Source organism: Pseudomonas sp. RGM2987 (assembly GCF_022952855.1).
Taxonomy (GTDB): Bacteria; Pseudomonadota; Gammaproteobacteria; order Pseudomonadales; family Pseudomonadaceae; genus Aquipseudomonas.
This window is the reverse complement of record NZ_JALJDX010000222.1, coordinates 106,703-126,853: the sequence shown is the minus strand read 5'-3', so window position 1 is coordinate 126,853 and position 20,151 is coordinate 106,703. Positions and strand designations below refer to the sequence as shown.

Below are 20,151 nucleotides of genomic sequence, written 5' to 3'. Positions count from 1 at the left end.
CAGCAACACTGGCTCGATGGGTTACCAAATGACAACGGCTCATATCGACACCAACGAAGTACTGATAGATTGCCAGGCAGTCTGGAAGATTTTCGGCCCCAGGGCTCCGGCGGCCATGCAGGCCGTGGTTGAGCAGGGCCTGAGCAAGACCCAGGTCCTGCAAGACTACAGCTGCGTGGTGGGCGTCTCTGACGTCAGTCTTCAGGTTCGCCGTGCAGAGATCTTCTGCATCATGGGGTTGTCCGGCAGTGGCAAATCCACGCTGATCAGGCTGCTCAACAAACTGATCACACCCAGCGCCGGGAAGGTGCTGGTCAAAGGCAAGGATCTTTCCTCGTTGACCCCCGCGCAGTTGCGCGATGTGCGGGCGCGCAACATCGGCATGGTTTTCCAGAGTGTGGCGTTGTTGCCCAACCGAACCGTGCTGGAAAATACCGCCTTCGGCCTGGAAGTCCAGGGTGTCGGCAAGGCCGAGCGCTACAAGGTCGCGGAGCGTGCCCTGGCCAAGGTCGGGCTCACCGACTGGGCTTCGCGTTACCCCAGCGAGCTGTCAGGCGGCATGCAGCAACGCGTCGGGCTCGCCCGGGCGATTACGGCGGACCCCGAAGTCATTTTGATGGACGAGCCGTTCAGTGCGCTCGATCCGTTGATCCGTCGGCAACTGCAGGACGAGTTCCGCCAGTTGACCAAGGAGCTTGGAAAGTCCGCAGTATTCATTACTCACGACCTGGATGAAGCGATCCGCATTGGTGATCGCATCGCGATCATGAAGGATGGCGTCATCATTCAGGTCGGCACGGCAGAAGAAATCGTCCTCAATCCGGCGGACGATTACGTCGCCGAATTTGTCGCAGGCATCTCACGTCTGCACCTGGTCAAGGCCCACTCGGTGATGACGCCGGTGGAGTCTTACCGGGCGGCAAATCCCGGCTGTGACACCTCCAGGTTGCTCAAGACCACGCTCAACGCCGACATCAACGAGTTGATCGGCCTGACGATGAAATCCGAGCGCGATGCACTGGCCGTGGTCGATGCCGGCGCGGTGGTCGGGATTATCACGCCCCGTGACTTGCTGCGGGGCGTCCAGGGTATCCCCAATGAATTCACTGAACATTCGCGCAGCGCATTGGTGGAGACTTCCCCATGACCACGCCCGACTTTTCCAGCCAGTTCGACTCAGCGGTAGACGCCGGGCTTGGCTGGCTTGCAGACAACGGTGAGTTCGTATTCGATGCCGTGAACGCGGCGCTCGCCGGGGTTTATAAAGGCGTCCTGTGGTGCATCGCATCACCACCGTCCTACGTCATCGTGCTGCTGATCGCACTGATTGGTTGGCGCGCCGTTGGCTGGCGGTTCGCACTGCTGTCCGGGCTGGCGTTGCTGTTCTGTGCCTTTATCGGCTTGTGGACGGAAACGGTCAGCACCCTGGCGCTGGTCCTGACCGCGACGTTCCTGGCCTTGCTGGTGGCGATCCCGCTGGGCGTGTTGGCGGGGCTGGCGCCGTCGATCGATCGGGTCGTCGATCCGTGCCTGGACCTGATCCAGACGATGCCTCCGTATATCTATCTGCTGCCGGCCATTGCCTTGCTGGGGTATGGCCCGGCCACCGCGCTGCTGGCGACGTTCATCGTGGCGGTGCCGCCGGCGCTGCGCCTGACGTCGCTGGGAATCCGCATGACGCCCAAGGCCTTCATCGAACTGGGCGATGCCAGCGGCGTGACCGGGTGGCAGATGTTCTACAAGATCCGCCTGCCGTTCGCGCTGCCGAGCATCATGGCCGGCGTGAACCAGAGCCTGATGATGGCGTTCGGGATGGTGGTGATTGCCGGCATCGTCGGCTCCGGAGGCCTGGGCGAATCGATCTATGGTGCGGTTCGCACGCTGGATATCGCCAAGTCCATCAACGCGGCCATCGCTATTGTGATCCTGACCATGATTCTGGACCGACTGGCGCAAAGCGCCGTTCGACCCACCAAAGGGGAGCAACCATGAACTTTTCTCCTGGCGCTTTTCTGGCCCCCGCCGTCGACTGGCTCAACGCCAATTTCCACGGACTGTTCGTGGTCATCAGCAAGGTCATCGAGACCGTCCTCGGCGCCGTGGAAAGCCTGTTGCTCGCTCCGCACCCTTACGTCCTGATTGGTCTGGTGGTGATCGCCGCGGTGGTTTTCGCCAACAAAAAAGTGGCGGCCTATGCCGCAGTGATGTTGGCCTTCTGTTTGTTTTCCGGGCTCTGGAGTGCCTCGATGCAGACCATCGCCCTGGTGGCGGTGGCAGTGCTGATCTCGGTCGCCATTGCTTTCCCATTAGGCGTTCTGGCGGCGCGGGTCAAGCGTGTCGATGCAGCGCTGCTGCCGGTACTGAACATCATGCAAACGGTGCCGCCCTGGGTCTACCTGATTCCAGCGGTCATGTTGTTCAGCCTGGGGCGCGTGCCGGCGATCATCGCGACGATTGTCTACGGCATCCCACCGATGCTCAGGTTGACCACCCTGGCGTTCAAGCAACTACCCAAGGACCTGCTGGAACTCGGCCAGGCCTCAGGCGCATCGCCGCGAGACATCCTGTTCAAGATCGAACTGCCAACGGCTGCGCCGACCCTTCTGGTGGGCCTTAACCAGTGCATCCTGCTTTCGCTGGCAATGGTGGTACTGGCGGGGCTGGTGGGGGCGGGTGGATTGGGCGCCGAAGTGACGCGGGGCCTCACGCGAATGGAGATGGGGCTGGGCTTGCGCGCCGGCCTGGCGATTGTCGCGGTGGCGTTGCTGCTCGATCGGCTGTCGCGCGGCGCGTTGCAGCGCCATTCGCCTCGTAGGCTGGTCTGAACAGGGCTCGCCATGAGACGGGGCAGGGTGTGAACACAAGACGTCAGTTCAGCGCAGTGATGCAGGGTAAGAACCTGCGTTTCCTGCAAGCGGACAAGGCGGTACCTGCGCGACAGACTCGCGCAGGCTTTTTGCTGTTGGAGCATTTTTCGTTGCCGGCCTTCACGCAGGTTCTGGATACCCTTGTCACCGCGAACCTGCTGCGTCCCGGACTGTTTTCGACCACCACCTTCGGCCTGGACGGCGCAGAGATCGTCAGTGACCTGGGGTTGGTGATCCGTCCCGATGCGGTGCTGGGCCCTGATGCGCTGAAGGGGCTGGACCTGTTGGTGATTTGCGGCGGCTATCGCACCGAACTCAACGCCGATGAGGAGCTGATTGCATGGCTGCGAGGTGCCGCAGCGCGGGGTATCAGCCTGGCGGGCTTGTGGAACGGTTCATGGTTTTTGGGCGTCGCCGGGTTGCTCGACGGCTACCGATGCGCCATTCACCCCGAGCATCGACCGGCCCTGGCGGAGCTCGCCAAAGCAACACAGGTGACCAGCGAGGCGCTGGTGATCGACAACGATCGACTCACGGCGTCGAGTCCGGCGGGGGCTTTCCAGATGGCGCTGAGTTGGATCGGGGGACTGCATGGCAAAGCCCTGGTGGAAGGCATCGAAGACATCCTGTCGTTCGAGGAGTCGCGCTACCGTCGCGTAAAGGTTTCGCCCATGGTGTGCGTCAGCGCGCCGCTGCGCGAGGTCATTGCGCTGATGGAAGCGAACCTGGAAGAGCCGTTGGAGATCGATGAACTGGCGCTCTATGCCGGGCGCTCGCGGCGCCAGTTGGAGCGGCTGTTCAAGGAACAATTGGGCACGCCGCCCCAGCGTTATTACCTGGAGCTGCGGATCACCGAGGCGCGGCGTCTGCTGCAGCATACCGAGCTGTCCCAGACCGAGGTCCTGGTGGCGTGCGGCTTCGTCTCACCCAGCCATTTCAGCAAGTGCTACAGCGCGTACTTCGGCTACCGTCCCTCGATGGAGCGACGGCGGGTGAGATGATCTGGCGGTTCTCTGGGTGTCGAGCAGGTGTCGCCTTATCGCGCCGTTAGCCACCTGAGCCGTTACACAATATCGTCAATCAGGATATGCGCCTGCCCGCGACTGCATCGCTCGATCCGCGCCTCGACCTTGTAGACCTTGCGCAGCATCGATTCGCTGATCACTTCGCTGCTCGGGCCACTGCCCTGGGTGGTGCCGTCGGCGATGACCAGCACCTGGTCGGCGAAGCGCAGAGCCTGGTTCAGGTCGTGGATGGCAATGAACACGATGACCTCGCGTTTGCGTGCCAGGGCCCGCATGAAGTTCAGCACCTGGACCTGCCTATGCATGTCCAGGGCGCTGGTCGGTTCGTCCATCAGCAGGATTTCCGGTTCGCGCACCAGGGTCTGGGCGATGGACACCAATTGCTGCTGGCCGCCGCTGAGCTCGCCGAGGTTGCGGAAGGACAGCGGGGTCATGCCGAGCGCCTCGAGGATCTCATCCACCAGCCGCAGCTCTTCGTCGTGGACCACCCAGCCCGGGGTCAGTTGTTTGCGTGCCAACAGCACCGACTCGTAGACCGTCAACCGCGCACTGGCATTCAGGCCCTGGGGCATGTAGCTGATGCCCTCGGGGCCCTTTTGCGAGTCTTGCAGGATCACCTTCCCAGGGCCGTCGATCAGCCCGGCCATGCGTTTGAACAAGGTGGATTTACCCGCGGCGTTGGGGCCGACGACCGCGACGACCTGGCCGCCGAGGAAGGTGGTCGTGGTGACGCCCTCGATGACGGTGCGCTGGCCGTAGCCGGCACCGAGATTCTCCAACTGGATTTTCACCATGAGTTTTTCTTCCCGCCGAGAATCAGAGATATGAAAAAAGGTACGCCGATCAGCGAGGTCACCACGCCGATGGGAAAAATCGCGCCCGGGATCAGGGTTTTGCTGACCACCGAACTGGCGGACAGGATCAGCGCGCCGGTCAGCAGGGAAGCCGGCAGGAAGAACCGTTGGTCTTCGCCGATCAGCATCCGGGCGATGTGCGGCCCCACCAGCCCGATGAAGCCGATGGTGCCGACGAAGGCCACCGGGAAGGAGGCGAGCAGGCTGACCATGATCAGCGTCTGAAAGCGCAGGCTGCGCACGTTGATGCCGAAACTGGCGGCCTTGTCATCGCCCAGGCGCAGGGCGGTCAGGGCCCAGGCGCGCCTGGCGAAGATCGGCAGGGTGATGAGGATCACCAGGCAAATCACCCCGAGCTTGGGCCAGGTGGCCTTGGTCAGGCTGCCCATCGTCCAGAACACCACGGCCGCGACGGCTTGTTCGGTGGCGAAAAACTGCACCAGTGCCAACAGTGCATTGAAGGTGAACACCAGGGCGATGCCCAGCAACACGATGGTCTCGGCGGTGACACCGCGACGCATGCTCAGGAAGTGGATCAGCAGCGCCGAAAGCATCGCCATGATGAACGCGTTCACCGGCACCATGTACTGCGCCGCCAAGGGAAACAGCGCGACTCCGAAGGCCAGGCCCATGGCAGCGCCAAAACCGGCGGCGGCGGAAATGCCCAGGGTAAAAGGGCTGGCCAGCGGATTATTGAGGATTGTCTGCATCTGCGCGCCAGCCAGGGACAGTGCCGCGCCCACCGCAACGGCCATCAATGCCACCGGCAGGCGGATGTCCCACATCACCACCCGGACCTGGGGTGAAGCGCTCTGCGGGGACAACAGCGCGCCCAGGACTTCATCGAGGCTGTAGCTCGCCGGGCCGAGGGCCAGGTCCAGCAGGACGCTGCATAGCAGCAACAGCACCAGGGCCGCCAGGATCAGACGCTTACGCAAGACCAGTCGCCGGTAGGCGTCCCGTTGCACCACCAGTGCCTCGTTCAACGAAGTCATTGTTTCACCTGCGTCTTGTCCAGGCTGACGAAGTAGCCCGGCTCATAGGGCACCGGCAGGAATCGTTCGTGCAACTCACGGAACGCGGCATCCGGGTCCAGGTCGGCGAACAGCGTCGGGTGGAACCATTTCGCCAACTGCTGAATGGCCACGAATTGATAGGGGCTGTTGTAGAACTGGTGCCAGACAGCGTGGAAGGCTTGGTCATTCTGGGCCTTGATGCCTGCATAGGCGGGACGGTGGATGTACCAGGCGAGCTTTTTCCTCGCTTGGGCCATGTCCGCACCCGGGCCAACGCCGACCCAATGGCCGCCGGGGGCAAAGGCCTCCCAATTGGCGCTGGTCACGACCACCTGGTCCGGGTTGGCGACGATCACCTGCTCGGCGTTCAGTTGGCCGAAGGTGGTGGGAATGATGTTTTTGGCGATGTTGTTGCCACCGGCCATTTCGACAAACAGGCCAAAGTTTTCGTTACCGAAGCTCAGGCAGCAATCGTCGGTGTAGCCGCCAATGCGCTCGATGAACACATTCGGGCGGGCCGGGTGGCGCGCCTCGATGACGTCGGTGACGCGGCGGATCTGCTGCTTGCGAAACTCGATGAAGTCCTCGGCACGCTGCTCTTTGCCGAACAACTGGCCAAACAGGCGCATGGTCGGCTCGGTGTTTTGCATCGGGTTGTTGCGAAAGTCGACGTAGACCACCGGGATTCCCAAGGCGTCGAGCTTCTCGATGTAGCGCGCATCCTCGGTGGCGTGCTGGGCTTCGATATTGAGGACGATCACGTCGGGGCGTTGGGAAATCGCCTGCTCGATGTCGAAGGTGCCGTCTTCAAAGCCGCCGAACGTGGGGATTTTGGCGACGGCGGGAAAGGCCCGCAGGTACGCGCCGTAGGTGTCCGGATCGGACTGGATCAAGTCCTTGCGCCAGCCGACGATGCGCTCGATGGGGTTTTGCGTGTCCAGCGCCGCCACCAGGTACAGCTGGCGGCCCTCACCGAGGATGACGCGGCGCACGGGCAGGTGGACCTTGACCTTGCGCCCGAGCAGGTCGGTCACGGTACCCAGGGCCGGGTCCGCTTCAGCGGCAAGCGCACCGCGTGGCGCCAGGCATAGAAGCGACATCAGTGCTGCGCAGAGCAGTGCAGTGAGGGTGTGTCGACGGCGAAAAACGGTAACCATGGTTCAGGCCTTTGCAAAGGTCAGGTCGGGCATTGGCGACAGGCGCCGACCCGGACCGGACGTTTCAGAAATCAACGGTGGCAGACAACAACAACGTACGCGGCGAGCCTTGGGAGAACGCGCCATAGGAGGCAACACCGGACCAATACTCGCGGTCGAACACGTTCTGGACGCTGGCGCGAAAGGTGGTGGGCCGCTCTGCTATCCGGGTGGCATAGCGCGCGCCGACGTCCACGCGGGTCCAGGCATCCAGCTCTTGAGTGTTGGCCTGATCGACGTACTGGCTGGCGGTGTGGATCACGCCACTGGTCAGCGTCAGGCCATCGACGCCGGGTGCGTCCCACTCGGCCCAGAGGTTGGCTTGGACCTTCGGTACGCCCACCGGTCGGTTGCCACGGTTGGCCGCGACCCCGGACCTGGTCAGTTCGCCATCCAGCAAGGTGATGCCACCGAGCAGGCGGGTGCCTGGGGCGAGCTCCCCCGACATCGTCCATTCCACGCCGCGGTTACGCTGCTGGCCTTGTACCGAGAACACTCCGGAAGCCAGCTCGCCGCTGGGCTTCTTGATCTGGAACAGCGCGAGGGTGGACATGAAACTGCCGTAGTCGAGCTTGATCCCGACTTCCTGCTGCCGCGAGCGGTAGGGGGAAAAGATCTCGCCGGCATTCGAAGCGGCGGACGGCGCGATGTCGCCCTTGCCCAGGCCTTCGACGTAGTTGTAGTAGAGCGAGACATGTTCCCAGGGCCTGGTGACGACACCGAACAGTGGCGTGGTCGCGCTTTTGTCATAGGCCGTGGTGACCGCGCCGGCCGCGTCGTAGTTATCCGATTTGATGTCTTGCCTGCGTAGCCCGACAGTGACTTTCAAGCGTTCGTCGAGCACTGACAGCGTATCGGCGAGCGCCACGCCCGACAGCTCGCTCTCGGAGACCTTCGGTGTATCCGGCTCGCCGATGGTTGGCCGCGGACGATCGATCGGATGGTAGATATTCGACAGGATGCCAGGCCCGGAAATGATTCCCCGGGACAGCTCATCGCGATAGCGGGTGATTTGCAGGACGCCGCTGTGGCTCACCAGTCCGGTGTCGAAAGCCAGGCGCGCCCCGGCGTCGACGGTGTAGCGCTGGACCTTGAACTTGTAGTAACCGGGCGTCGACGATGTGTCGCCGGCCTCGTTGATGATGGTCGGGGTCTGGTCGGAGAGCCGTTCGACATTGGATTGACCGCCGCCGGCATGGGCGAAGACCGTCAGGGTGTCACTGAGGTCGTACTCGCCACCGAGCAGCGCCGATTTGTCCTGGGTTTCCGACCGGCCCCAGTCCTGGCTGACGCTGGTGCGCCCGTTGGCGGCGGAGGGGATCTGAATACCGGGTTCGATCAGGAACGGCCGGGACGCCGCGTCGAACTTTTCCTTCTGGTTGATCAGGTCCAGGGTGGCGCGCAGGCGCTCCCCTTGATAGTCGAGAGAAATCGCGCCGATGCCGACGTCACGGGTCTGCTTGTCGATCGCGGTGTCACCTTGTTGGGTGCTGGTGTTGAGCCGCAGACCGAACTGACGTTCTTCGCCAAAGCGTCGGCTGAGGTCGAGATGTCCACCCAATTGTGAGTTCATGGCATAGCGGGTGCTGAATCGGGTCAGGTCTTCGTCGAGGGGCCGCTTGGGGACCAGGTTGATCACCCCTCCGACCCCACTGTTGGGTGACACGCCATAGAGCAGCGCGCCCGGGCCCTTGACCAGTTCGACCCGCTCGGCGTAGTCGGTGAACACTCGGTAATTGGAGGCCACGCCGTACACCCCGTCGAAAGTCAGTTCACCGAGGTTGCCTTCGCCCACTGGAAAACCGCGGATGAAGAACGAGTCGACAATTCCCCCGGTCTGGCCCGTGGAACGCACTGAAGGGTCACGTTCCAGCACGTCGCCAACGGTGACCGCCTGCTGATCCTTAATCAACGTCGAGGTGTAGCTATTGATACTCAACGGCGCGTCCATCACGTCGGTGTTGCCCAGCAGGCCAAGGCGTGCGCCGCGGGCGACCTGATCGCCGAGGTAAGTGGGAGGAAGATCGCTTGGCCGCAGGCCGGGGGTAGCGACGGTGATCTGTGGCAGGGACAGCTGGCGCAGCACCAGGGTGTAGCTGCCGTCATCCCGGGCAACCATTTGTACGCCGCTGTCGCCCAGCAGTCGGGCGACGGCTTCCTGGGCCGGGTAAGTGCCTGACAGCCCCGGGCTCAGCAGGCCTTCGGTGATCGAAGGCTGGAACGACAGGGCAATCCCGGCATCCACGGCAAAGCTCGACAGGGCGGCGCCCAGCGGTCCCGGGGCGATGTCGTAGGTGCGCACAGCGACGGCCTCCAGCTTCAACGGTTCGGCGGCCCGGGCGAACGACCCGCTGGCCATGCCCAGAGCCAGGCTGAACAGCACACTGCGGATGACGGGCTTGGGCGGACGATCCGGACGCAGGGGCCGTGCAACAAGCATGGATGGGTGACCCTATGGGCAAGATGAAAGGGTTATTCCTTTCCTAGCCAGCTGAAACCGGAAAAAGTATCACCTGCCCAGGCATTTATTTTTCCGCAGGTCAGGCGGGAGAGAGCGTCACCCAATATCCGTTCAAGCGGCCACTGACGAGCACCGGATAGGTTTGCACCAGCATGTTGAGGCTGCGCTGGGTGTCGCTGATGGGGAACGCGCCGGAAATGCGCAGTTCGGCAATGGCCGGGTCGCAACGCACGAAGCCTGGGCGATAGCGCGCCAGCTCGGCGACGAAGTCCGCCAGGCGCATCTTGTCGGCCATCAGCATGCCTTGGGTCCAGGCGCCGACGTTAGGGTCAGTAGGGTTCAACTGGCCGAAGGCTTGGGCGGAAAAGTCGGTGCGCTGCCCGGCGTTGACGATGATTGGCGCGCTCTGGCGATTGTCAGCCAGTGCCACCCGCACCGCGCCGTCGAGGACTGCCAGTTGGGTGCGCGCTTGCGTCCGGCGAACGGTAAAGCGGGTGCCCATGGCCTGCATGAGGCCGTCCTGGCTGCTGACCAGGAAAGGGCGGGCTTGGGACGAGACATCCGGCGCGGTCTGCACCAGTATTTCCCCTTCGCGCAGTTTGATCAGTCGTTGGTTGGCATCGAACAGTACGTCGACCGCCGTGGCGGTATTGAGGGTCAGGCGCGATCCGTCGGCCAGGGTCAACTCGCGGCGCCGGCCGACCGCGGTGCGGTAGTCGGCCGACCATTGTTGCGACTGGACCAGTTTCCAGCTGCCCCAGCCAGCGGGAGCCACTGCCAGCAGCATCGCCAGTTTGCCGAGGGCGATGCGACGTTCGGGGTTGCTTGGGCGGTCCAGCGTCGACATCGCCAGCGACGGCGGCAGGCCGCCGAGTTTGCTTTGCAGCAGCTGCGCACGAGACCAGGCCCGGCCCCGTTCGGGGCTGCTGACTTTCCAGCACTCCCACTCGGCCTGTTCGGTGCTGCTCAGATCGCCCTCACTCAAACGCATCAACCACTCGGCGGCCTCTTCGAGGACCTCGGGGTCGAGCGGCGGCTCCTGACGGCGAGTCAGCATTCATTCCACCAGCAACAGGCATTGCACGAACGCCTGCTTCATGTAGCGCTTGACCGTGATCAGCGAGACGTCCAGCTGTTCGGCGATATCGTTGTACTTCAGACCACCGATCTGCGACAGCAGGAAAGCACGCTTGACCAGCGGTGGCAGGGCATCGAGCATCGCGTCGATTTCGTGCAGGGTTTCCAGGACCATGAAGCGCGTTTCGGGCGAGGGCACTTCCTGGGCCGGCACATGTGCCAGGGCGTCGAGGTAGGCGCGCTCCAGTGCCTTGCGCTGGTACCAGTTGATGAGGATGCCTTTGGCGACGCAACTCAGGTAGGCCCGTGGCTGCTCGATGGCCGTGACCTGGGACGCCAGGATACGGGTGAAGGTGTCCTGCGCCAGATCCGCCGCATCCATGGCGTTACCCAGTTTTTTCTTCAGCGTGGCGTACAGCCAGCCATGATGGCCGGCGTACAGCGCCTCGATCACGCGCAGATGATGGTCTTTGTTCGCGGGCAGGGTTTCGCTCATGGCTGCAGTTTTTTGCAATTGAGAAGTATTCCCAATGCTAATTGACAACTCTCTCGCGACGCAAGCGCGATTCGCCAACTCGTTCAGCCTTGATCAGCCTCGGGTGGAGCTCGGTGTGGCCGCAGATTTGTCGACCGGCAGCGCAAGGCGACCACCGCAAGCAGCGCCAGCCCATAGGCCAGGCAGACGAACAGGTAGGTGTATTGCAAGCCGTAGGCCTGGCTGAGCAACCCACCGACTGAAATGCCTGCGATGGAGGCGAACTGTGCGGTGCCCTGGGCGATACCCAACACATGACCCTGGCGCGAGCTGTCGGCGGCTTTCGAAATCAGGGCCATCAGCACTGGCGTAGTTGCGCCCAGCAACACCCCCCAGGCGAAGTAGACGATTACGAATACGATGGCGTTGCGCGTCAACCCCGCGATGGCGGTCAGGGCGATGCAGCCCAGCACGACGTAGGTCATGCGCTGCAGTGTGTCTTGCAGGTCCTGGTGCTCGAAGTAACGAGACCAGGCCGTGGCGGACAAAATGAAGCCCAGCGCCAGCAAGCCGTAGCACAGGCCGACGACCGAGTTGCTGACGTCAAACACCGAACTCACATATAACGAAAATGAGGTCTGCGGCAGCATCCGCGCCAGCAGCAGGATACCCATGACGCACAGCAACGACAGCAGCGGTGATGTTTGCCAGACACTCGCAGCCTGGCCCGTCGACGTACGAGCATTGACGGTCGGGGGCTTCTTCGCTGGCGGCACCCGCGGCAGTGTGACAGCGGCCACCACGGTGCAAATCGCACACAGTGCAGAGGCGATGATGTTGATCCAGAAAAAGGTCGCGTAGTCGAGGATCAACCCGCCGAGCACCGCGCCGAGCAGCGAGCCGACATTGGTGGAAATTTGCAGGATCGCGAACAACCGCGCCCGCCGTGAAGGGACTTCAATACTGACCCCGTAGGCCTGCGCCGGAGCGATGTACCCGGCGAAGGCGCCTTGCAGGAATCGCAGGATCAGGATGACCCAGATATCGCTGGAGAGCGCCAGCCCGAGCTGGGTCAGCGACAAGCCTGCAAGGGCGCGGATCATCATCAGCTTGTGGCCGTAGCGGTCACCGACACGGCCCCAGAAGGCGCTGGTCAGCATGATGCCCAGCATCGGCCCGACATACACGGCGACGCTGGCGAAGCTGAAAACCGATTCTGAGGACGTCAGCCCACGCAGGTGGATGGGCCAGAAAGGCCCGCTCATTTCCATCGCGCCCATGGAGATGAGCTGAATCGCGAACAGAAGATAAATCAGGACTCTTACAGTCGAACCCTGGATTGTACCTGCGTAGGGCATTACTCAGCCTCGGTGGTTGAAGGGTGGTCGCGGGCGGACCGTAAACGATACACGCGCAGCGGCTGGCGCGTATGCATGACTTGGCGATGGGGTAGCGCAGAGCAAAAAAAAACGGTAGCGCAGCGCAAAAAAATATTTCGTGGGGGTGATACCTTTTCGCAGGTCGACTGGCAATAGGAGTGATTACCATTTTCTCTTGCTGAAAAGGATCCCTCCGTCATGTCTGTTGCAAGTCGACCCTGCGGTGAGTGCGCGTTATCACTCGCGATTCGTACCGCCACGCTGAGTTTCGTTCTGGCCGCAGGAAGCGCCACCGCCTGGGCGGCAACCCCGGTTCAGGAACCGGTTGCCGATAAAAACTCGAACGTTTCGACGGACGGGAAAGCGCAGGGGTTGACCCTTGACGAGACCAACATCACCGGGACCTCCAGCGGCCCGAGTGACTTGCCTGCGGTCCTTGCCGGTGGGCAGGTCGCACGGGGTGCTCGCCTGGGGATGATGGGCAACAAGGATGTGATGGACACGCCCTTCAGCGTGACCAGCTACACCGCCAAGACCATGGCCGATCTGCAGACCGTGACCGTGGCCGACGCGCTGCAACGTGACCCCTCGGTGCGCTCCACCGGCCAGACAGGGGGCATCGTCGATTCCTTCTTCATCCGTGGTTTCCCGATCGGCGAGGGCAACCTCGGTGAGCTGGCCTATGACGGTGTGTACGGTGTGGCACCCAACTACCGGGTATTCACCGACTACGCCGAACGGGTCGAAGTGCTCAAGGGCCCGGGTGCCCTGATGTACGGTATTTCGCCCAACAGCGGGGTAGGCGGGGTGATCAACATCGTGCCCAAGCGTGCGCTGGACGAAGACCTGACCCGCGTGACCGCCAGCTACGCATCCGACTCCGAACTGGGTAGTCATCTGGATGTCAGCCGCCGGTTCGGTTCGGAAAACCAGTTCGGCGTGCGCTTCAACGGCACCCTGCAAGGTGGCGATACCGCCGTCGATAATCAGGAACGCGAACTCAACATCGGCGCCATCGCCCTCGACTATAAAGGCGAGCGGTTGCGCTTGAACCTGGACTTCATCAGCCAGAAAGAAAGCTTCGAAGGCGCCTCGCGGCCCTTCACCGTTGCCCCCGGCGTGGATGTTCCGTCAGCGCCTAACGGTCGCACCAATGTGTCGCAGGACTGGGGTTGGTCGGACACCCGGGAGCAATCGGCATTGCTGGGCGGCGAATACGACCTGAATGACTCGGTCACGGTTTTTGCCCACGCGGGCGGCGGTCGGTCCGACGTTGACCGGATGTCCGACCAGGTCCCGAGAATCATCAACAATGCCGGTGACACCGCCAACGTGCCGGGTCATTACAAATTCAACGTGGACCGCTCGACGGCCGATGTGGGGATCCGCGGGGTGTTCGACACCGGCCCGGTGACCCACACCACCACCTTGATGGCGACGCGTTACCAGGACGAATTGTCCCGAGGCATCACCAACGGTACCGAAGTGCGCTCGAACATCTATCACCCGGTGGACGTGCCCAAGCAATACATCAGCTCGCCGAAGGTGCTACGGGTTTCCGAGTCGGAGCTGAGCGGTTTTGCCTTGACCGACACCTTGTCGATGCTCGACGACCGTTTCCAGTTGACCCTGGGGTTGCGACGCCAGGATATCGAGTCGCGTAACTATGGTGCGAACGGTTCGGTCAGTTCCCGTTATGACGACAGCGCGACCACGCCGCTGGTCGGCGTGGTGGTCAAGCCTTGGGAGGACGTGTCGCTGTATTACAACTACGTCGAAGGCTTGAGCAAGGGTGACATCGCGCCGGGCACCGCGGCCAACGCCGGCGAGACCTTCGCTCCTTATGAGTCCAAGCAGCACGAAATCGGCGTCAAGTATGAGCACGGTACGTTCATGACCACCCTGGCGTTGTTCCAGATCGAGAAGCCCAGTGGTGAAGTGGGTGCCGGCAACGTTTTCTCGGTGCAGGCCGAACAACGCAACCGTGGCGTGGAGCTGAGCATGTTCGGCGAAGTGGCGCCCGGCACCCGCCTGATGGGTGGCGTGACGCTGCTCGATGGCGAGCTGACCGATTCGGCCACCGCCGCCAACCGTGGCAACAAACCCGTGGGTGTGCCGGACGTACAAGCCAACGTCTGGGCCGAATGGGATACGCCGTGGCTGGAAGGCTTCACCCTCACCAGCGGCGCGATCTACACCGACAAGCAGTACGTGAACCAGGCCAACACCCAGGAACTGGATTCCTGGACCCGCTTCGACGCGGGCGCCCGTTATGCCACGAAGATCGAAGGTCGGCCTACCACGTTCCGCGCCACCGTGCAGAACGTGTTCGACCGCGAATACTGGTCGGGTGTGGCTTCGTACGGCGCCTTCTCGCCAGGCTATCCGCGCACGTTGCAGCTCTCGGCCACGGTCGATTTCTGAGGCTGATGCCGTTGTATGAACCTTGCGCCAATACAGCACTCACTTGTTAAGTTGCCGCCTCAAGTGAACGCGCTGTCACTGTCGATAAGGAATTCGCATGCCTCCAACTTCGTCACCGATTCCGCCGCACGGGCCCGTCGAACGCGAACTCAGCCTGCGTGCGGTGTGTACCGGGATCATGCTCGGCATTCTGCTGACACCCTCCAATGTCTACGCCGGATTGAAGATCGGCTGGTCGTTCAACATGTCGATCATCGCCTTGTTGATCGGCTATGGCCTCTGGCAAGGCCTCGCCAGGCGCTCGGCCGGTGGACTGCCTTGGACCCTGCACGAAAGCAACATCAACCAGACCGTCGCATCCGCCGCCGCTTCGATCATTTCCGGTGGCCTGGTGGCACCCATCCCGGCCTACACCTTGCTGACCGGTCAACAGTTGGATGCGCTGCCGATGGTCGCTTGGGTGTTTTCGGTGAGTTTCCTCGGGATCTGGATCGCCTGGTACTTGCGTCCGTCGTTGCTCAATGACAAGGCGCTGAAATTTCCCGAGGGCATGGCGACCCTGGAGACGCTGCTGCATATCTATAACCACGGCCACGAAGCGGCGACGCGCCTGAAAGTGCTGCTCAGTGCGACGTTGCTGTCGGCGCTGGTCAAGTGGGTCGACAGTTTTCTCTGGGCCTTGCCGCGCTGGTCGCCCACCGCCCAGCTGGAGCGCCTGACGTTCACGGCGGATCCTTCGCTGCTGCTGGTGGGATTCGGCGGGATCATCGGCATTCGCGTTGGCTTGACTCTGCTGCTTGGCGCCGTGCTGGCGTGGGGCGGGCTGGCGCCGTGGCTGTTGGCGCAGGGCCTGGTGCAGTTGCCCGAAGGCAGCAGCGGCCCGCAATTCGCCGCCTTGGTGGAGTGGCTGTTGTGGCCCGGGGTAAGCCTGATGGTCTGCTCGACGTTGGCCTCGCTGGCGATCCGTTTGTGGGCTTTGCACCGGTCTACCCGGGCTGGCAGTGGGGCGATCTGGGTGGTGCCCAAAATCGGGCCAGCCGCCGGATTCCTGCTGGCGATCCTCTTGGTGGTGAGCCTGCAAGCATCGTTGTTCGGCATCAACCCGTGGATGGCGTTATTGACGATTCCATTGGCGATCTGCCTGGCTGCCGTGGCGGCTCGGGTGGTCGGTGCCACCGGGATCCCGCCCATCGGTGCCATCGGCCAGCTGTCGCAGTTGAGCTTTGGCATCGTCGCGCCGGGGCAGGTGCCGATCAACCTGATGAGCGCCAACACCGCCGGCGGTTCGGCCGGGCAATGCACCGACCTGATGAACGACTTCAAGGTGGGCAAGGCGATTGGCGCCACGCCGCGCAAACAATTGATCGCCCAGACCCTGGGGATTTTCATCGGCAGCATCGTCGGCGTGTTCGCCTACCTGGCCCTGATCCCGGACCCGCAAGCCATGCTGCTCACCGAAGAGTGGCCGGCTCCGGCCGTTGCCACTTGGAAAGCCGTCGCACAGACCTTGACCCACGGTCTGGACTCGCTGTCGGTGAGTATCCGCTGGGCGATTTTCATCGGTGGCCTGGCGGGTCTGCTGTTGGGCATTCTCGACAGCCTCTTGCCTGCCCACCGCACGCGCTACCTGCCCAGCACGGCGGCGTTGGGGCTGGCGTTTGTCCTGCCAGCTTCGGTATCGCTGATGATGGCCCTGGGCGCAGTGCTCACCTGGTTGGTCAGTTGTCGCTGGCCGAGCCTGACCGAACGTTTCGCCATTACCGCTGCCGCAGGATTGATCGCCGGGGAGAGCATCACCGGGGTGGGGGCTTCGTTGTGGCAGATGCTCGGGAGCGGGTGATGGCGAGCAGAGGGGCCGTCACCTCAGGCGTGCCCCCAAACGCGAGTCCAATGAAAAGGCTCCGCCTCCGCGGGCGACTATATAGAGCGCCAGAAACCCCATCAGCACCGCAAACTCAATGCCTCGGTCGATCCACGGCCAGTTCGGTCCCAAGGCATAACTGATCGCAGCCATTTGCATGACGATCAGCAGCGCCACCCATCGAGTGCCCAGGCCAATGGCGAGCAGGAGTGCACCGCCGGTTTCCAGGAGCATGACCAAAAAGGCCAGTTGAGGTGCAAAGGGCAGCCCTAGCACGTTGTCGATCAGGTGAATCGATCCGGCCATCGGGTCAGCCATCGACCCGTGGGATGTGCCCAGCGCCTTTGGCACGCCGTGGGTCAGCAGAACGACCGCGAAAACGATCCGCAGCAGGGCGTACAGGTAAGGCTCTGCCAGGGTCGCCCGCTCACCCATGGCGACAATGCGCGTGCGCATTGCCGACGCATGTCGGGTGATCACTTGCGGTCCCTGGCGATGCCCATCTTCTCCAACGTCAGCGTTTCATCGGCGCGCCCCCAGCCGCCGTCGGCAACCTCTTCGACCAGCACCATGCTGAACGGACGGACCTGCTCGCCGAAGTATTCGACGAACATTTGCGTGGTGCGATGGATGATCTCCTCTTTGCGCGCGTGATCGAGGATTCCTTCGGGGAATTTGAAATTGGCAAACGGCATGGGATGGTTCCTTGGAAGAAGGTGATGGGTTGGAAAGGGGCGACGTGCCCTGGGAACGCATTCTTCTTGTTCAGCCTCGTGAGATAAATGCCGTTGGGTTGCCATGTGTATTCAATGTTGCGAAACAATCAACGCACTCGAATCGCGGGGCGAGCAGGCATTGGTCGCCGTGGCCGCGAGCGCGATTGCTGTGACCAGGCGTGCAGGGAACCCCGACGCTACGGTCATGGCCCTGACTCCTTCATTGCGGTTGCAAGGCCTGGAGGAGCCCGGCGGTGTCGACTATGAAAACAATAGTGATCTTGACCAGAACCCGGTGAGCCCGATGCACAATGAGACGAACGAGACGGTGTGCCCGGTTGCACGCTCGGTGGACATAGTCGGCGACAAATGGACGATCCTGGTGCTGCGCGAGCTGTACATGGGCTCGACGCGTTTCGAAGAGATCCAGATCCAGACCGGTGCCACGCCCCAGATGCTGGCCTCACGCCTGAAAGCGTTGGAAGCCGACGGCATGGTCGAGCGTCGGCCCTATAACGAAAAACCGATGCGCTACGAGTATCAGCTGACGGAAAAGGGCTGGGCCTTCTACCCGGTGCTCTACGCATTGCGCGCCTGGGGCGAGGGTTGGTGCAAGGACGAGGACGAGGGGCTGGCGATGCACTTTGTCCATCGGGCCTGCGGTCATGACGTCGGGTTGGCGAGCATCTGCCCGCATTGCGGCGTGCCTGTGCAGCGCAAGGACCTGGAAGCGACGATCAGCCAGCGTTTCCTGGACGAGCGTACCGCCCGCCGGGCAGCTTTCAAGCGTAAGTCGTGAACGCCCTTATGGAGGCCGATATGGATCTTAACCGCGACCGCCGTAACAACCTTTCCCTGGACGGTTTGAATTTTTTTCTCGCCGACGTGCGCGATGGGCTGGGTCCCTACCTGGCGATCTATCTGCTGGCGGTCCATCACTGGGATCCGGCGAGCATTGGCGTGGTCATGACCGTGTCGGCCATCGCCGGGCTGGTGACCCAGGGGCCGGCTGGTGCACTGATCGATCGGGTCCGCAGCAAGCGCGCCGTCCTGGCCGCTGCGGCGTTACTGGTGACGCTGGGTTGCATGGTGTTGCCGTTCACCTCTTCGTTTAGCCTGGTGGCGCTGACCCAGGCGCTCAGCGCCGTGGCCGCTTCGGTATTCGCCCCGGCTATTGCAGCGATTTCCCTGGGCATCACCGGGGCCAGGGCCTTCACCCGGCGCACGGGGCGAAACGAGACCTTCAACCATGCCGGCAATGCGTGCGCGGCACTGCTGGCCGGTGGATTCGCCTGGTTGTTCGGGCCCATCGCCGTGTTCTACCTGATGGCGGCCATGGCGCTGGCCAGTATCGTGGCAGTCGGTTGTGTGTCCGCCGACGCCATCGACCACGACGTGGCCCGTGGCCTGGAGGCGGATCAACCGGTCCCGGGCGAGATGCCCTCGGCGTTGCGGATACTGCTGGATAACCGCACGCTGCTGTTGTTCGCCATCTGCTGCGCACTGTTTCACCTGGCCAATGCCGCCATGCTTCCTCTGGTGAGCCAGAAGCTTGCCCAGGCGAATGCGCATCTGGCTACGCCGCTGACTTCGGCCTGTATCGTTGCGGCGCAGCTGGTCATGGTGCCCATGGCCTGGTTGGTCGGGGTCAAGGCCGACGTCTGGGGGCGCAAGCCGCTGCTCCTGGCGGGCTTCCTGATCCTGCCGATCCGCGGCGTGCTGTATGTGCTGTCGGACGATCCTTACTGGCTGGTGGCGGTACAACTGCTTGATGGCATTGGCGCCGGGCTGTTTGGTGCGCTGTTCCCGCTGGTGGTCAAGGACCTGACCCAAGGCACCGGACGCTTCAATGTCAGTCTTGGCGTGCTGTCGACCGTATTCGGGCTCGGCGCCGCGTTGAGCAACAGCCTGGCGGGCTTCGTGGTGCAGGCGGCTGGCTACAGTGTTGCGTTCCTGACGCTGGCTGCAATCGCTGCGCTGGCGCTCGGCCTGTTGCTGGTGCTACCGGAGACCTGCATCCCGAGCCGCGCTCCGCAGCCCGTCGCGGCGGCTGCGAAGCGCTATGAAGTGACTTGAATCACCCTCCGTGCGGACTCGTTCCCGGACACGTACTCGCCCCGACAGGCTGAAAAATATTATTCCAGCCTGTCGATCTCACCCTCGGCCGTTCGACTATCCATAGAGCCGCCACCAGGACGGCTTATCGACCTTCAGGAGATAAGACCATGCGCTTTATGGTAATCGTCAAAGCCAGCCCCGAATCGGAAGCCGGAGAACTGCCCAGCGAAGAACTGCTGACCGCCATGGGCGCCTACAACGAAACACTGGTCAAGGCCGGGGTGATGCTTGCCGGAGAAGGGCTGCATCCCAGCGCCAAGGGCGTGCGCGTGCAGTTTTCCGGCACGGACCGGAACGTCGTCCCTGGGCCTTTTGCCCAGACCGGGGAATTGATCGCCGGCTTCTGGATCTTTCAGGTCCAGTCGTTGCAGGAAGCGATCGATTGGGTCAAACGCTGCCCGAACCCGATGGTCAGCGATAGCGAAATCGAAATCCGCCAGATTTTCGAAGTCGAAGATTTTGGCGACACCTTCACCCCCGAGTTGCGTGAGCAGGAAGAACGCCTGCGGTCAAAGATGCCCGGGCAATCGTGAACACCTACAACAGGAAATCCTGCCATGAAAATCATCCCCTACCTGACCTTCAACGGAGGTTGAGGCCGGTGACCTGACCTGGTTATGCCGCCCCGGTCATTGTGCTATTTCATTAAGCGCTTAAAAACTGTGAGCTCTGACAGTAGCGG

18 protein-coding genes are annotated in these 20,151 nt (G+C 62.6%); 9 read left to right on the top strand and 9 right to left on the bottom strand.

Annotated elements, in window-relative coordinates; all coding sequences use genetic code 11:
- Window positions 1-28 precede the first annotated feature (28 nt).
- Genes RGM2987_RS26820 through RGM2987_RS26805 form a run of 4 tightly spaced genes read left to right on the top strand, consistent with a single transcriptional unit; the run spans window position 29 to window position 3,868 of the window.
- Window positions 29-1,147, top strand: a complete 1,119-nt coding sequence (locus RGM2987_RS26820; RefSeq protein WP_245145888.1) for a glycine betaine/L-proline ABC transporter ATP-binding protein — start codon at window positions 29-31, stop codon at window positions 1,145-1,147.
- Window positions 1,144-1,992 carry an ABC transporter permease subunit gene (locus RGM2987_RS26815; protein ID WP_245145886.1) on the top strand — a complete coding sequence of 283 codons (849 nt, stop codon included), beginning with the start codon at window positions 1,144-1,146 and terminating at the stop codon, window positions 1,990-1,992. Before RGM2987_RS26820 ends, RGM2987_RS26815 begins: the two co-directional genes overlap by 4 nt.
- A complete protein-coding gene (locus RGM2987_RS26810; RefSeq protein ID WP_245145883.1) occupies window positions 1,989-2,825 on the top strand; it encodes an ABC transporter permease subunit in 837 nt (278 codons plus the stop codon). Before RGM2987_RS26815 ends, RGM2987_RS26810 begins: the two co-directional genes overlap by 4 nt.
- Window positions 2,826-2,884: 59 nt before the next feature.
- Entirely contained in the window at window positions 2,885-3,868 is a 984-nt protein-coding gene (locus RGM2987_RS26805; RefSeq protein ID WP_245146162.1) for a GlxA family transcriptional regulator, read from the top strand.
- Between the two features lie 62 nt (window positions 3,869-3,930).
- On the opposite strand, the gene RGM2987_RS26800 is transcribed toward RGM2987_RS26805, so the two are convergent.
- The 7 genes from RGM2987_RS26800 to RGM2987_RS26770 form a co-directional block, all read right to left on the bottom strand.
- A complete protein-coding gene (locus tag RGM2987_RS26800; RefSeq protein WP_245145882.1) occupies window positions 3,931-4,686 on the bottom strand; it encodes an ABC transporter ATP-binding protein in 756 nt (251 codons plus the stop codon).
- Window positions 4,680-5,741 (bottom strand): iron ABC transporter permease, encoded by a 1,062-nt coding sequence (locus tag RGM2987_RS26795; RefSeq protein WP_245145880.1) that lies wholly within the window; start codon window positions 5,739-5,741, stop codon window positions 4,680-4,682. Before RGM2987_RS26795 ends, RGM2987_RS26800 begins: the two co-directional genes overlap by 7 nt.
- On the bottom strand, window positions 5,738-6,919 hold the full coding sequence (locus RGM2987_RS26790) for an ABC transporter substrate-binding protein (protein WP_245145879.1): 1,182 nt from the start codon (window positions 6,917-6,919) through the stop codon (window positions 5,738-5,740). The genes RGM2987_RS26795 and RGM2987_RS26790 overlap by 4 nt, the downstream gene beginning before the upstream one ends.
- A gap of 64 nt (window positions 6,920-6,983) precedes the next feature.
- Window positions 6,984-9,398 (bottom strand): TonB-dependent receptor, encoded by a 2,415-nt coding sequence (locus tag RGM2987_RS26785; protein WP_245145878.1) that lies wholly within the window; start codon window positions 9,396-9,398, stop codon window positions 6,984-6,986.
- A 100-nt stretch (window positions 9,399-9,498) separates the two neighbouring features.
- Window positions 9,499-10,476 (bottom strand): FecR family protein, encoded by a 978-nt coding sequence (locus tag RGM2987_RS26780; protein WP_245145876.1) that lies wholly within the window; start codon window positions 10,474-10,476, stop codon window positions 9,499-9,501.
- A complete protein-coding gene (locus RGM2987_RS26775; RefSeq protein WP_245145874.1) occupies window positions 10,477-10,992 on the bottom strand; it encodes a sigma-70 family RNA polymerase sigma factor in 516 nt (171 codons plus the stop codon).
- Between the two features lie 83 nt (window positions 10,993-11,075).
- Complete coding sequence (locus RGM2987_RS26770; RefSeq protein ID WP_245145872.1) at window positions 11,076-12,329, bottom strand: MFS transporter; 1,254 nt, start codon at window positions 12,327-12,329, stop codon at window positions 11,076-11,078.
- 219 nt (window positions 12,330-12,548) lie between these two features.
- On the opposite strand from RGM2987_RS26770, the gene RGM2987_RS26765 reads away from it, so the two are divergent.
- The gene (locus tag RGM2987_RS26765) at window positions 12,549-14,774 is read left to right on the top strand and encodes a TonB-dependent siderophore receptor (protein WP_245145870.1); all 2,226 of its coding nucleotides are present in this window, start codon (window positions 12,549-12,551) and stop codon (window positions 14,772-14,774) included.
- A gap of 97 nt (window positions 14,775-14,871) precedes the next feature.
- On the top strand, window positions 14,872-16,614 hold the full coding sequence (locus RGM2987_RS26760) for an OPT family oligopeptide transporter (protein WP_245145868.1): 1,743 nt from the start codon (window positions 14,872-14,874) through the stop codon (window positions 16,612-16,614).
- An 18-nt stretch (window positions 16,615-16,632) separates the two neighbouring features.
- Here RGM2987_RS26760 and RGM2987_RS26755 read toward each other — a convergent pair whose 3' ends face one another.
- Window positions 16,633-17,091 (bottom strand): DoxX family protein, encoded by a 459-nt coding sequence (locus RGM2987_RS26755; RefSeq protein ID WP_245145867.1) that lies wholly within the window; start codon window positions 17,089-17,091, stop codon window positions 16,633-16,635.
- A gap of 20 nt (window positions 17,092-17,111) precedes the next feature.
- The gene (locus tag RGM2987_RS26750) at window positions 17,112-17,330 is read right to left on the bottom strand and encodes a tautomerase family protein (protein WP_245145865.1); all 219 of its coding nucleotides are present in this window, start codon (window positions 17,328-17,330) and stop codon (window positions 17,112-17,114) included.
- Window positions 17,331-17,655: 325 nt separating this feature from the next.
- Between RGM2987_RS26750 and RGM2987_RS26745 the strand changes: the two genes are divergently transcribed.
- The 3 genes from RGM2987_RS26745 (at window position 17,656) to RGM2987_RS26735 (ending at window position 20,002) form a co-directional block, all read left to right on the top strand.
- A complete protein-coding gene (locus tag RGM2987_RS26745; RefSeq protein ID WP_245146160.1) occupies window positions 17,656-18,150 on the top strand; it encodes a helix-turn-helix domain-containing protein in 495 nt (164 codons plus the stop codon).
- Between the two features lie 20 nt (window positions 18,151-18,170).
- The gene (locus RGM2987_RS26740; protein ID WP_245145864.1) at window positions 18,171-19,427 is read left to right on the top strand and encodes an MFS transporter; all 1,257 of its coding nucleotides are present in this window, start codon (window positions 18,171-18,173) and stop codon (window positions 19,425-19,427) included.
- 149 nt (window positions 19,428-19,576) lie between these two features.
- Window positions 19,577-20,002 carry a YciI family protein gene (locus tag RGM2987_RS26735; RefSeq protein ID WP_245145863.1) on the top strand — a complete coding sequence of 142 codons (426 nt, stop codon included), beginning with the start codon at window positions 19,577-19,579 and terminating at the stop codon, window positions 20,000-20,002.
- Window positions 20,003-20,151 lie beyond the last annotated feature (149 nt).